At 61.8% G+C, this 12946-nt stretch carries 12 protein-coding genes; 8 read left to right on the top strand and 4 right to left on the bottom strand.

Going from position 1 to position 12946, the window contains the following annotated elements:
• The first annotated feature begins 25 nt into the window (after window positions 1-25).
• The 8 genes from RE4_RS04225 (at window position 26) to RE4_RS04190 (ending at window position 8365) form a co-directional block, all read left to right on the top strand.
• Window positions 26-829, top strand: a complete 804-nt coding sequence (locus RE4_RS04225) for an SDR family NAD(P)-dependent oxidoreductase (protein ID WP_020908993.1) — start codon at window positions 26-28, stop codon at window positions 827-829.
• A 29-nt stretch (window positions 830-858) separates the two neighbouring features.
• Window positions 859-2406, top strand: coding sequence for an acyl-CoA synthetase (locus tag RE4_RS04220; protein ID WP_060938056.1), 1548 nt, complete (start codon window positions 859-861; stop codon window positions 2404-2406).
• Between the two features lie 25 nt (window positions 2407-2431).
• A complete protein-coding gene (locus RE4_RS04215; RefSeq protein WP_060938055.1) occupies window positions 2432-3637 on the top strand; it encodes a TetR/AcrR family transcriptional regulator in 1206 nt (401 codons plus the stop codon).
• Window positions 3638-3759: 122 nt separating this feature from the next.
• Entirely contained in the window at window positions 3760-4380 is a 621-nt protein-coding gene (locus RE4_RS04210; protein ID WP_020908996.1) for a malonic semialdehyde reductase, read from the top strand.
• 316 nt (window positions 4381-4696) lie between these two features.
• Window positions 4697-5344, top strand: a complete 648-nt coding sequence (locus RE4_RS04205) for an ABC transporter permease (RefSeq protein WP_019745160.1) — start codon at window positions 4697-4699, stop codon at window positions 5342-5344.
• The gene (locus RE4_RS04200; RefSeq protein ID WP_020908997.1) at window positions 5341-6552 is read left to right on the top strand and encodes an ATP-binding cassette domain-containing protein; all 1212 of its coding nucleotides are present in this window, start codon (window positions 5341-5343) and stop codon (window positions 6550-6552) included. Before RE4_RS04205 ends, RE4_RS04200 begins: the two co-directional genes overlap by 4 nt.
• Window positions 6553-6554: 2 nt before the next feature.
• The gene (locus tag RE4_RS04195) at window positions 6555-7373 is read left to right on the top strand and encodes an ABC transporter permease (RefSeq protein WP_003939758.1); all 819 of its coding nucleotides are present in this window, start codon (window positions 6555-6557) and stop codon (window positions 7371-7373) included.
• Complete coding sequence (locus tag RE4_RS04190) at window positions 7370-8365, top strand: glycine betaine ABC transporter substrate-binding protein (protein WP_019745161.1); 996 nt, start codon at window positions 7370-7372, stop codon at window positions 8363-8365. Before RE4_RS04195 ends, RE4_RS04190 begins: the two co-directional genes overlap by 4 nt.
• Window positions 8366-8392: 27 nt before the next feature.
• Here the strand turns inward: RE4_RS04190 and RE4_RS04185 are convergent, their stop codons facing one another.
• From RE4_RS04185 to RE4_RS04170, 4 genes are all read right to left on the bottom strand, one after another.
• Complete coding sequence (locus RE4_RS04185) at window positions 8393-9169, bottom strand: trans-aconitate 2-methyltransferase (protein ID WP_060938259.1); 777 nt, start codon at window positions 9167-9169, stop codon at window positions 8393-8395.
• A gap of 44 nt (window positions 9170-9213) precedes the next feature.
• Window positions 9214-10260, bottom strand: a complete 1047-nt coding sequence (locus RE4_RS04180; protein ID WP_060938054.1) for a phosphatidylinositol-specific phospholipase C domain-containing protein — start codon at window positions 10258-10260, stop codon at window positions 9214-9216.
• 67 nt (window positions 10261-10327) lie between these two features.
• A complete protein-coding gene (locus RE4_RS04175) occupies window positions 10328-12022 on the bottom strand; it encodes a class I adenylate-forming enzyme family protein (protein WP_060938053.1) in 1695 nt (564 codons plus the stop codon).
• 42 nt (window positions 12023-12064) lie between these two features.
• On the bottom strand, window positions 12065-12946 hold the full coding sequence (locus RE4_RS04170) for an acyl-CoA thioesterase (RefSeq protein WP_060938052.1): 882 nt from the start codon (window positions 12944-12946) through the stop codon (window positions 12065-12067).

Raw genomic sequence — 12946 nt, 5'->3', positions numbered from 1 at the left:
TCTCTCTACCGAAAGGAACCCCGACATGGGCAAGCTCGACAACAGGACAGCACTCGTCACCGGATCCGGCCGTGGTATCGGCCGCGCCATCGCCATGAAGTTCGCCGCGGAAGGCGCGAGCGTCGTAGTCAACGATCTTGATCCGGGCCCGGCCAAGGAGACGGTCGAGGAGATCATCGCGGCCGGTGGCAAGGCAGTGGCGTGCGTCGGTTCGGTCACCGAAGAAGGTTTTGCGGATCGATTCGTCAACACCGCAATCGATACCTTCGGCGGCCTCGACATCATCGTCAACAATGCCGGGTTCACCTGGGACAACGTCATCCAGAAGATGACCGACGAACAGTGGGACACGATTCTCGATCTGCATCTGAAGGCACCGTTCCAGATCCTGCGCGCCGCTCAGCCCTACATCAAGGCCAATCCCACCGACTACCACCGCAAGGTTGTCAACATCTCCTCCAATGCCGGAGTGGTGGGCAATGCCGGACAGTCCAACTACGCAGCCGCCAAGGCCGGCATCATCGGCTTGAGCAAGACCCTTGCGCGTGAGTGGGGTCGTTACAAGGTCAACGTCAATGCCGTTGCATACGGTCTGATCAACACCCGCCTGACGGAAGCGTCGGCGGACGGTAACTCGACCATCGACGTCGAGGGTCGCGAAATCAAAGTCGGCGTCAACCCACAGCTCCTGGCGGCAGCCGAGCGGACCATCCCACTGGGCCGCGCCGGACGTCCGGACGAAGCGGCCGGCGCGGTATTTGCGCTCTGCCTGCCCGAAACCGACTACGTCAGCGGCCAATGCCTGGTGTGCGACGGCGGCAGTCGCTGACCTCACGTTTCCCGAAAGGAGCGGTCCCCATGTACTTGACTCAGTCTCTGCAACGATCAATGCAGCAACGCCCTGACCAACCCATGACCGTGTGTGGGGACCGTATCCGCACCTGCGCCGAGGTCGGCGGGAGAGTAACCCGTCTTGCGGGCGCTTTCCGTGACCTCGGTGTGCAGGTAGGCGATCGCGTCGCGATACTGTCGCTCAACTCCGATCGCTATCACGAGTACTTTTTTGCCACCTGGTGGATGGGAGGCGCTGTCAATCCGCTCAACACCAGATGGAGCGCTGCCGAGATCGCTTTTGCGCTGGACGATTCCGATACACGAGTGCTGGTCGTCGACGACACCTTTCTGCCGCTACTCGACGAGGTACGGGTGTTGTTCCCACAGCTCGCCGTAGTGATACATGCCGGCGAACTGCCGACGCCGGCCGGCGCTCTCGACTACGAGAATCTGATCGCCTCGAGCGAACCCACACCGGACCTGCGACTCGGCGGCGACCACTTGGCCGGAATCTTCTATACCGGCGGAACCAGCGGTCACCCCAAGGGGGTCATGCTCACCCACGCCAACCTCGTGACGTCGAGCCTCGGCGCAGTGGCCAGTAATCGAACGCCTGGTACCGACGGCCTGGCTCTGATCACCGCCCCGATGTTTCACCTTGCATCGCTGGCAAATTGGATCGGTCGTAACACTGTCGGGGCGACGTTGGTGATTCAGCCAAGTTTCGAACCGGCCACCGCACTGCGCTTGATCGAGCAGCACAAAGTTACGTCGATGCTGTTGGTACCCACGATGATTCAAATGCTGATTCGTCATCCGGACCGGACGAACCGGGACCTGTCCAGCATCCTGGCCGTGCAGTACGGTGCTTCCCCGATCTCCGAAACCTTGCTTCGGCAAGCGCAACAGGCTTTTCCGCAGGCAGCCTTCATGCAGGGGTACGGCATGACCGAGGCCGGACCCGGACTCACCAGCCTGAGCGCAGAAGATCACGTCGACGCGATCCGCCTGAAATCTGCCGGTCGGCCGATGGGACACGTCGAGATTCAGGTGGTCGACGAGAACGGAAACGAGCTTCCTCGCGGTGAGGTCGGCGAAATCATCGCCCGCGGCGGCAACATCATGTGCGGCTACTGGAATCGGCCGGAAGAAACACGATCGGCATTGCGCGACGGTTGGCTGTACACCGGCGACGGAGGCTACATGGACGAAGCCGGGTATCTCTTCGTCGTGGATCGGCTCAAGGACATGATCATCTCGGGTGGCGAGAACGTCTATTCGACGGAGGTCGAAAACGCGCTGGCCACACATCCGGACGTGATCAGCTGCGCTGTGATCGGCGTACCAGACGATCAGTACGGCGAGCGAGTCCACGCGGTCCTGGTCGTGCGTCCCGGGGTGTCTCTGACGTGCGAAGAAGTCCGCGCACACTCGAAGACGCTGATTGCCGGCTACAAGTCTCCGCGAAGTATCACCATCGTCGAGCAAATGCCCGTGTCCCCGGCTGGCAAGATACTCAAGAGAGAACTCCGCAGGCAGTTCTCCGACTTTGCAACCAGCACCATCACCTGACCACGCCACCGACCTCGAGGGCCCCATGACGATCGATACATCGGACGGCACACCTGCGGCCTCGCCGGACCGGCCGGCCACGCCGAAAACGACCCCGAAGAAGACGCTGCGCCCACGCAACCGCAAGGCGCAGATCATCACCGTGGCTCGTGAACAGTTCGGCCGCTCGGGGTACCACAACGTCAGCATGGAAGGCATCGCGTCTGCGGTGGGCATCACCGCAGGCGCGCTGTACCGCCACTTCCCGAACAAGCAGGAACTCCTCGCGCAGGCGATGCTCGACGGCTCGTCTTCGATCCTCGCGATCCTCGACGAGGTCGATCGAACCGATTCCAAGGTGGTCTTCACGGCACTGGTTCGTTACGGACTCGACAACAACTTCCGTAGTCTTCTCTTCGATCAGGAGGCCCGTAACCTGACCCCTGAGCGCAGAACGGAGGCGCGTGCCGGAGTTCGGGAAGTCACGAGCCGGGTCGCAGTCGCCCTTCGACACGAGCGTCCCGACCTGTCGGTTCCCGATTCCGTCGTTCTGGGGTGGGCACTCACCAGTATCGCGTTCAGCCCCGCTCGACACCGCACGACGCTTCCTCGAAAGCGCTTCGAGGCTCTGTTAGCCAGGTTGTTCGATGTCGTTCGTACCGCTCCGGTCCTTCCCGAGGAGCCGGCGGCACAGCCGCAGCCGACTTCGAACTTCAGCCACACTTCGCGTCGCGAAAGTTTGATGGGCGCCGCAATCACGCTGTTCGATCAACGCGGCTACCGATCCGTGACAATGGACGACATCGGCAGCGCCGCCGGTGTTCCGAGTTCGAGCATCTACACCCATTTCGGAAGTAAAGCCGAAGTGCTGCAAGCAATTCTGGCCCGCGGGAACGAAACACTCCGGCTCGGCCTGGTCCAGGCTTTGAGGAACGCAGACTCACGGGAAGACGCGATTGCCCGCGTCGTACATTCGTACACCAATTCGGTGATCTCACCTGACAGCGCGATTGCCATTCTCATCGAAGAAACAGCGAACTTGCCCGAAGAAGCGCAGGCCTCGACGCACATTGCACAACGCGAGTACATCGACGAGTGGGTACACCTGCTCGGTAACGAAACCTCGGATGCACGGGCGACGGTGTTGGCAACCATCAGCATGATCAACGACCTCACGCGCGTCCGACTCGAATCACGACAGTGCGCGATCGAGGATCTGGCGGTGAGGATTCTCGCCACCCAGACGGTCTGACTCGTCACTCCCCAGCGCTGAACCCTACGACTGGTGCTACCGTATCCAAGTACTTTCTTTTTACTAGCAACTAGCTTTACCGGGTAACGCTCGGATGAGCTACAACGGAAACGGAACCACCGATGTCACTCGACGCAGCCACCCCATTTACCGCACAGCAGCTCGACGCAGCCGGCCGTGAACTGCTCTTCACAGCAGCCCGCACGGCAAACTCCTTCTCCAACGAACCGGTCACCGACGACGAACTGACTGCGATCTGGGAGCTCGCGAAGTGGGCACCGACCGCGGCCAACACCAATCCACTGCGCGTGCTGTTCGTGCGTACGGAGGAGGGCAAAGCGCGCCTCGTCGAGCACATGTCCGACGGCAACAAGGCCAAGACCGCATCGGCGCCTGCTGTCGCGGTTCTTGCCGTTGACACCAAGTTCTACGAGCATATTCCGGCACTGTTCCCCATCCGTCCGGAGATGAAGGATTACTTCGAGTCCGACGACGCTGCCGCCACATCGAGCAGCAAGTTCAACGCCGCACTGCAGGCTGGTTACGTGATCCTCGCGATTCGGGCGCAGGGCCTGGTCGCCGGCCCGATGGCCGGCTTCGACGCCGACGGCATCGACGGCGAGTTCTTCGCGGACGGACGCTTCAAGACCACCCTGGTGGTCAACATCGGCCATCCCGGCGAGAACCCGTGGTTCGACCGTCTGCCGCGGCTGTCCAATGAGGATGCGCTCAGCTGGGCCTGAGGCCGACTCGTACAGTTCCCACAATGCGGGAGGGTTCTCCGGAGCCCTCCCGCATTGCTGTCTCGAGCGTTTGCTGTCTCCAGCACGTTTCAACTCCGCACGCAGTGGGTACCTACCCGCGTCCCGCAAAATCTCACGTCCAGAACAACATCCGACACGCTGCAATCGGAATTAGTTGCAGTATCTCAGTTTTTGGACGACAGTCGAGGGAAACCCCTCGGCCTACGGAGGCTGCGGGGAAAGCCCTTGTGCGCCGGTCGGTGTCGAGGGAAGACGTTCGAGCGAGCAGAAGTCCGAAGAAAGTGGGTTCGGAAATATGGGCGCCCTATGGGATTTTGTCGTTGCACGACGACAACAATTGATGACCGACTCGTACCTACATGTTTCAGCAGTTATCCAGTCCGTGATCATCGCGACGATTGCCGCCGTGATCATCGGCATACTCGTCTACCGGAGCCCGGCGGGATCCTCCATCGCTACGGCATTGGCCAGCACGATCTTGACGGTTCCTTCATTCGCCCTCCTCGGACTGCTCATTCCGATTCTCGGTCTCGGCGTCGCTCCCACGATCACCGCGTTGATCTTGTATGCCCTGCTCCCGATCATTCGGAACACGATCATCGGTCTGGATGCGGTCAACCCGGCGATCACGGACGCAGCCCGCGGTGTCGGAATGAATCGCATGCATGTTCTGAGTCGAATCGAGCTGCCGATTGCGTGGCCGTCGATCCTCACCGGCATGCGGGTCAGCACACAGATGCTCATGGGCATCCTCGCCATCGCGGCGTACGCCAAGGGTCCTGGTCTGGGAAACCTGATCTTCTCCGGACTCTCGCGTGTCGGTAGCCCGAACGCTGTTCCTCAAGCGCTGGTCGGCACCGTACTGATCGTCATTCTGGCTCTGATTCTCGACGGAATCTACGTCGTCATCGGTCGTCTCACTACTTCGAAGGGGCTGCAATGACTGAAACCATTCCGTCTGACGTATCTGCAGATCAGAAGGTATCCGGGGTCGAGATTGTTCTCGAATCCGTGACGAAGCGTTACCCAGGCCAGAAAGCTGCAGCGGTGGACAATGTTTCACTGACTGTTCCGGCCGGTGAGATCGTGGTCTTCGTCGGACCTTCGGGTTGCGGCAAGACGACGACGATGCGCATGATCAACCGTCTGATCGAACCCACCTCGGGCAAGATCACCATCGACGGCAAGGACGCGCTGTCCATCGACCCGGACAAGCTTCGCCGCGGCATCGGCTACTCGATCCAGCAGGCAGGATTGTTCCCGCACTTCACCATTGCGAAGAACGTCGCGACGGTGCCCGGCCTCATCGGTTGGGACAAGAAACGTATCGCAGCTCGCACCGACGAGATGCTCGACCTCGTCGGCCTCGATCCCGATACCTATCGCGACCGCTACCCTCGCCAGTTGTCCGGTGGCCAGCAACAGCGTGTGGGCGTGGCGCGGGCGCTGGCTGCCGATCCCCCTGTCTTGTTGATGGACGAGCCTTTCGGTGCCGTCGACCCGATCACCCGCGGCCTGCTGCAGGACGAACTGATGCGTCTGCAGTCGGAGTTGGGTAAGACCATCGTCTTCGTCACTCACGATTTCAACGAGGCAGTCAAACTCGGTGACCGTATTGCCGTGCTGGGCAATCAGTCCAGCATCATGCAGTACGACACTCCGGAGGCGATTCTCGCCAATCCCGCAAACGACATGGTCGCGGGATTTGTCGGGGCGGACGCCTCGCTCAAGCAGCTGACCCTGACACGCGTGCGCCAGATCAAACTCAAGCAGTGCCTCACCGCCCGCGAAACCGATTCGGTCGATGATTTGAGAACCGCACTCGCAGCGCGTAAGTGGAAGTGGGCCTTGATTCTCGATCAGCGTGGACGGCCGCTTCGCTGGGTCTCGCCCGGCCACCTCGCCCATGCGTCGACGCTTCGAGGTGTCGGTAACGAGATCGGCGAAGCCGTGTCCATCCAGTCCACCCTGCAGGATGCCTTGGAGGCTCTTCTCGCCGAAAGCAATGCGTCCACCGTCGTCACCGGACGGCGTGGCGAGTATGTCGGTCTCATCACCATCGACACACTGGTCAGCCATCTCTCCGAGATGCGCGAGGAGCATGCGCACGACCACGACGAAGAGCCAGACACCGAGAACGTCGAGGGTTGAACATGACTGCCACGACAGAGGAGCGCGTCTCCGCGCCTGAGATGGAACCGGATGCCCCCGATCTGGGTGCGGCCGAGAACGCCGCCACGCGCCGTGCGGAACGGATGCGACTGTATGTGCAACCGGTCATCGTCCTTATCCTGGTTGCGGGCGTGTTGATCTGGGCATTCAGCCGAGATCTCAACGCGACGCAGAAGGCGAGCATCAATCTCGACAACATCGTCACACTGACCTGGCAGCACGTACTGATCACGGCCGCCGTGGTCATCATCGTCGTCGCCATCGCGGTTCCACTCGGAACCCTGCTGACCAGGCCGAAATTCACCCGATTGGCACCGTTCTTCGTGGGAATAGCCAACATCGGAGCCGCAGCGCCTGCCATCGGCCTGCTCGTGCTGTTCTATCTCGCAACAAGAACGACGGGCTTCTGGATAGGCGTGTTTCCCATCGCGTTCTATTCGCTGCTCCCGGTGCTGCGCAACACCATCCTCGGCTACCAGCAAGTGGACAAGACCTTGATCGATGCCGGGCGCGGGCAGGGAATGTCTTCGCTCACGGTCCTGCGTCAACTCGAATTCCCGATGGCCGTCCCGTACATCCTTGCAGGACTGCGCACTTCGCTCGTTCTGGCAGTCGGCACCGCGACGCTGTGCTTCCTGGTCAGTGCCGGCGGACTCGGCATTCTGATCGACACCGGATACAAGCTCCGCGACAACGTCACCCTCGTGGTCGGTGCCGTACTGGCGGTGTCGTTGGCCTTGCTGATCGACTGGCTCGGCGCGCTCGCCGAAACTTATCTCGGGCCCAAGGGATTACGATGACCAAGACTTCGATCACCAGAACGTGGGGCTGGAAAGTCGCGGTTGCCACGATCGGCCTCACACTTGTCGCTTCGTGTGGCCTCGAGTCCGGTGGCGCACTGCCCCTGGCTGTCGGCCCCGGCAGCATCGAGCCGGTTCCTGAGCTCGAGGGTGTGAAGATGACCGTCGGCTCCAAGGACTTCACCGAGCAGATCGTGCTCGGATACGTCATCGAATTCGCGATGGCCGCTGCGGGCGCAGATGTTCGAGATCTCACGAACATCCAGGGCTCGAACAGCACCCGTGACGCACAGTTGAACGGGCAGATCGACCTTGCGTACGAGTACACCGGGACCGGCTGGATCAACTACCTCGGCAACGAGACTCCGCTTCCCGATTCGCAGGCGCAGTTCGAGGCCGTCCGTGATGCGGACCTTGCTGCGAACGACATGGTGTGGACCGATCCGGCGCCGATGAACAATACGTATGCATTGGCGATGAGCAAGGAGACCGCTGAGAAGACCGGCGTCAAGACGGTTTCCGACTACGCGAAGTTGGTCGAATCCGATCCCGGCGCCGCGGTGACGTGCGTCGAGACCGAGTTCAACGTCCGCCAGGACGGATACCCCGGCCTGGCAGCGAAATACGGTTTCGACGCCTCGCGTGCCCAGCGCCAGATCCTGCAGACCGGCATCATCTACCAGGCGACAGCCGACAGCGATCAGTGCAAGTTCGGCGAGGTGTTCACCACCGACGGTCGCATCATCGCACTCGATCTCGTTCTGCTCGAAGACGATCTGCAGTTCTTCCCGAAATACAATCCGGCGTTGGTCATGAAAAAGGACTTCGCGGAAGCACATCCGGAGGTTGCCGAAGTCATGGCGCCGATCTCGGAGAAACTGACCAACGAGGTGATGACCGAGCTCAACCGGCAGGTCGACGTCGACGGCAAGGAGCCGGCGGACGTGGCTCGCGACTGGCTGGTCTCGGAAGGTTTTGTCACCGCTGAGTGATCGGCGGACCGCAGCACAGCCGAGTAGTTACCGCTTGCGTCCCACGCAGAACACCCGCCGGAACGGAAACAGCGTTCCGGCGGCTGTTGCGGGATACGCCTCCCGCAGCAGATCCGAATACTGGCGCTCGAACTCCGGAGCGTCGGCCTCGCCGAGAACGTCCAGCACCGGCCGAAGTCCAGTCCCCCGAACCCATCCGAGCACCGGATCGGCACCGGCCAGCACGTGTACGTACGTCGTTTCCCAGGCGTCGACGTCGAATCCGTGCTCCTGCAGACGCTGCGCGTACGCAACCGGACTGTCGACGCCTTCCGGGCCGCGTAGGACGCCGCCCAGTCGCTCGCTCCATTCCGCGGACTCCGCGAGGCTTCGCATGAGCGCATGTGACGGTGCATCGAAGTTTCCCGGAACCTGCCACGCCAGCCACGACCCGGATGCCAGGGTGTCCGCCCACTGGTCGATCAGCTCACGGTGGCTCGGAACCCACTGCAATGCAGCGTTACTGACGACCACGTCGTAACCCGTGACATCGAAGGACATGATGTCCCCCAACTCGACGGTGACGTTTCCCGGTAGGTCTGTCGGGGCCTGCGCCACCATTTCGGGAGACGAATCGAAACCGGATACCGAGGCGTCCGGCCATCGTTCCCCCAGCATCGCGGTCAAGCTACCTGATCCGCAACCGAGGTCGGCTACCCGCGTCGGGTCTTCGGTCGCCACCCGTGACACCAGGTCCACGAACGGGCGTGACCGCTCACCCGAATAGCGGCCGTAGACTTCGGGATTCCACGTGACAGTGCGCATGAACCCATCCTGCACCCTGTTCCTGAGAATTGCCGCCCTCTAGATCACCGACGCGGCACCACGGTGGACAATACGTTCGGCAACCTCGACCAGTCCGCGGTGATGTAACTTGCGTGATCACCCGCCAACCGGTCGAGACGCTCGCTCGCCTCGGCTTCGGTGGCATGCGCACCGTCGATCTGTGGAGCGACCTTGTGCGCGTCGGTCATGACGAGCAGGTAGCCACGATCGTGGTACCACTGCGGATCCACAACGCCCGAGGTGTAATCGAGGGCGTCGCCGTCGAAGATCACGAACCACGGGCGGATGCCCGGGTCGGCGTAACGGTCGATTCGTGGGTCTCCCGGTGACGCCCGGTGAACAGCGGGAAAGGCGGCGCCGAGTTGGACGAGTCCGGCAGCGGACAGATCTCGCAAGTGCGTCGCGTACTGCCGGTCGGTCCACTCCGTGTCGAGCGGGTTTCCCTCCTCGATCGTTCCCGGAATCAGCTCGAACAGAAATTTGCCGCTCATCTCGGACATGGTCGGCCATCCACGGTCGGTGACGGCGGCATCCGGGGTCGAGTAGGACTCACCCATCAGATCGGATGGAGTGAAGACCGCGTCGCCGAGAGTCCCGAGGATCAAGGCGTCGAGATCGGCAGGTCCGCGTCCGTAGCCGGTGGTGAAGCCGTCCTTGAGTTCCAACTTGATCATCACCGGAGGATGCTCGGGGTCGGCTTCGTGCCACGCCCGCATATCTGCCAGGCATCCGCGCAGTCCCTGATCTCGCAGACCACTTCGCAACCCGGATGCGTCCTGCGCACCGACGCAGTTGCTGTCACTCGCCACCGGATTCATGTGCGAGACACGCCAGTCCGGACCACCGCCGTTGGTCCACAGATCCAATTCGAGCAGCGAGGCCCCGGAGTCCAAAGCGTCGGCGAAGTACGGAAACGTCGCCTTCTCGTAGGAGTTGTGGACGCCGACGGACGTGGTCTCGGAGAACGAGCGAGCTCGGTCCGCAGTCGCCTCGGCACCGGCAGTGGGAGCCGAGACGACCGAGACGATGGCCGTGAATGCACTCACACCGGCTACCAGAATTCCACGCATGTTCGACACTCTCGCAGAAATCACGCCGTCGCAGGACGGAATCGGAAGAGGCAACTGGACGAACGTCCTAGGCTGTGTCGACGGTAAGACTGTTCCGCAATACGTCCTTCTGTATTTTTCCCGTTGCGGTGACAGGCAGCCGGTCGACGAATCTGATCGAACGAACCTTCTGATACGGAGCCACCTTCGCGGCCACGTAGTCCGTCAATTCCCGTTCCAGCAATTGCAGGTCCGATGCAGATTCGGACGCGAAGTCGCGGTTCAATTGAACGAAGGCCGTCACACGCTCGCCGACCACCGGCACCTTTTCGCCGACGACGGCTGCCTGCGCAACGGCAGCATGCGAACACAGAATCTCTTCGAGCGGCTGCGGATACACGTTGTAGCCCTTGTAGATGATCATGTCCTTCGATCGCCCGACCAGAAACAGGTGCCCCGCATCGTCCAGCCGCCCCATGTCGCCGGTCGCGAGCCAACCATCGCGAAACTGAACCGCGGTCAGCTCCGGCTGGCTCTGGTATCCGTCGGTGATCTGGGGCCCGCGGGCCCAGACCTCACCGACCTCGCCGGGCCCGAGGACTGCCGAATTCTCGTCTCGGATCTCGAGTTCGGTGTCGAAGATTGCGACACCGACACTGTCCGGCGGCGTCGCGACATCACTGTTCAAAGGCGCACCGGTCAGGCCCATCGTCGCTTCGCTCAGGCCGTATCCCTCCGTGACCCAGGCGTTGCCGAAGATCGTTTGAAGGCGCCGCAGCGATGTCGTGTCGAACGGGGCTGCGCCGGAGTTGATCGCACGCACGGAGGACAAGTCGTGCGCTCCGATCCTGCTGCTCGCCAACAATGCGTAGTACATCGCAGGCGAACCGGTGATGTGCGTGACGCCGAGGCGCTCGATGTCTGCCAACATCCGGTCCGGATCGAAGCGGCCGGTGAAGACAACGGTCGAACCGAGCAGCGTACTGACGTTCTGTCCGACCAAGCCCAGACCGTGGAAGAGGGGCGCCACTGCGATGTTGACGCCTTCGCCAGGCACCAGCGCGTGAGGACCGCGATCGACGGTCGACTGCATGCGAAGCCCACCGAATTCGTCGAGTTCGGTGAGAAGTCCCGATCGCCAGGACGCCATCTGGATGACATTCGAAACCAGGTTACGGTTAAGTACGCGAACAGCTTTGGAGCGTCCGGTCGTACCACCGGTCAGCTGCAGATGGGCGACGAGCTCCGGATCGACGCGGTACGACACCAACGGCTGCGCTTGCAGTAGATCGCCGAATGCACGAACGCCCTCTGGCAGAACCGTTTCGGTCGCCGGCGCCGAGGGTGTCGCGGATACGCACACCACTGCGTCGACGCACTGCGCGTCCGCTGCCAGAACGATGCCGACGGTTTCGGGGTGCGAGATGACCACCCGGGCCTTCACATCGTCCAACTGATCGCGGAGACCGGCGGGCGGGAGAGTCGGATTGACCGGCGCCACAGCAGCACCCGCACACAACGCACCGTAGTACGCCACGACATACCACAGGTTGTTCACCATATGGAGCGCCACGACGTGCCCCGGTTGCACTCCGAGTGCACGCAATCCCCCGGCCGCTCGTTGTGCACGATCATGCAACTCGGCGAAGGTGAGTGCAAGGTCGCCGTCTTGCAACGCGATTCGATCAGGGTAGGCGCACGCAGCTCCCGCGAGAACTGCGTCGATTCCCGTCGTCGGATAGTCGAGGCACCGAGGCATATCGGTCGGCCAGGCGAGCGTCATGAGTAGAACCTCCAGCTGTTCGGAATGGATGGAAAGAATCTTCTAGTCGAGTCGGCGAACCAGCGACTCTTGGACAACAGTGGCTACCAAATCTCCTTCCCTACTCCAGAAGTACCCACTCGACAGTCCGCGCCCGTCGCAGGACGATGGGCTGCTCTGCGAGAAGAGCATCCAGTCGTCAGCGCGGAAGGGTCGATGGAACCACACAGCGTGATCGAGGGAAGTCACGATCGCCCTGGATTGGCCCTTGAGCATCGAGCGATGCGGTTGAATGTCCAGTGACGCTGTCGACGCCAATGTCATGTCGGAGCCGTACGTGAGGGCGCAGACGTGAAGCAACGGATTGTCGGGCAAGGCTCGAGCGGGTTTGAGCCACACCGTCTGCTCTGAAAGTCCCGGTACTGCACGGTGGTCCGATACCCGATCCTGCGGAACGAAGCGCAGGGACATCACTCGCACTGTTGTCGCGGCCTGGTACTCCTCAGGCCGCTCTTGCGCCCAGTGCTCGTACGGATCCGGAAGTTCCTCGGGTGGCGGCACTTCGGGCATCGTCAACTGCCGATCCGCGCCGCCTTCGGGCAGTTTGAAGGAGGCCGACAACGTGAAGATCGGTTCGCCATCTTGTCTCGCAGTGACTCGACGGGAGTGATACGACCGCCCGTCTCGGAGTCGTTCCACCTCGTAGACGATCGGTTTGGTGGGATCGCCCGCGCTGAGGAAATAACCGTGCAGCGAATGCGCAAGATTTTCCGGTGGAACGGTACAGCCGGCGGCGGTCAGAGCCTGAGCCGCCACCTGCCCGCCGAACGCCCTCATCGGATGCCCGGCATGGCAGTAGCCGCGAAACTCGTTGCTGCTCAACTCTTCCAAAGTGAGTAGGCTCTCGAAGTCAGGCGAAACATGATGATCGAGTACGAAGGTCAT

Source organism: Rhodococcus erythropolis NBRC 15567 (genome assembly GCF_001552595.1).
Taxonomy (GTDB): domain Bacteria; phylum Actinomycetota; class Actinomycetes; order Mycobacteriales; family Mycobacteriaceae; genus Rhodococcus_F; species Rhodococcus_F erythropolis.
The sequence above is the reverse complement of the archived record's forward strand: the minus strand, read 5'-3'. Positions and strand labels throughout refer to the sequence as shown.

Bases quoted from the DNA above. Each gene is read 5' to 3' on its own strand.
- RE4_RS04225 (WP_020908993.1), top strand. From the start codon at position 26: ATGGGCAAGCTCGACAACAGGACAGCACTCGTCACCGGATCCGGCCGT.
- RE4_RS04220 (WP_060938056.1), top strand. From the start codon at position 859: ATGTACTTGACTCAGTCTCTGCAACGATCAATGCAGCAACGCCCTGAC.
- RE4_RS04215 (WP_060938055.1), top strand. From the start codon at position 2,432: ATGACGATCGATACATCGGACGGCACACCTGCGGCCTCGCCGGACCGG.
- RE4_RS04210 (WP_020908996.1), top strand. From the start codon at position 3,760: ATGTCACTCGACGCAGCCACCCCATTTACCGCACAGCAGCTCGACGCA.
- RE4_RS04205 (WP_019745160.1), top strand. From the start codon at position 4,697: ATGGGCGCCCTATGGGATTTTGTCGTTGCACGACGACAACAATTGATG.
- RE4_RS04200 (WP_020908997.1), top strand. From the start codon at position 5,341: ATGACTGAAACCATTCCGTCTGACGTATCTGCAGATCAGAAGGTATCC.
- RE4_RS04195 (WP_003939758.1), top strand. From the start codon at position 6,555: ATGACTGCCACGACAGAGGAGCGCGTCTCCGCGCCTGAGATGGAACCG.
- RE4_RS04190 (WP_019745161.1), top strand. From the start codon at position 7,370: ATGACCAAGACTTCGATCACCAGAACGTGGGGCTGGAAAGTCGCGGTT.
- RE4_RS04185 (WP_060938259.1), bottom strand. From the start codon at position 9,169: ATGCGCACTGTCACGTGGAATCCCGAAGTCTACGGCCGCTATTCGGGT.
- RE4_RS04180 (WP_060938054.1), bottom strand. From the start codon at position 10,260: ATGCGTGGAATTCTGGTAGCCGGTGTGAGTGCATTCACGGCCATCGTC.
- RE4_RS04175 (WP_060938053.1), bottom strand. From the start codon at position 12,022: ATGACGCTCGCCTGGCCGACCGATATGCCTCGGTGCCTCGACTATCCG.
- RE4_RS04170 (WP_060938052.1), bottom strand. From the start codon at position 12,946: ATGACCTTCGTACTCGATCATCATGTTTCGCCTGACTTCGAGAGCCTA.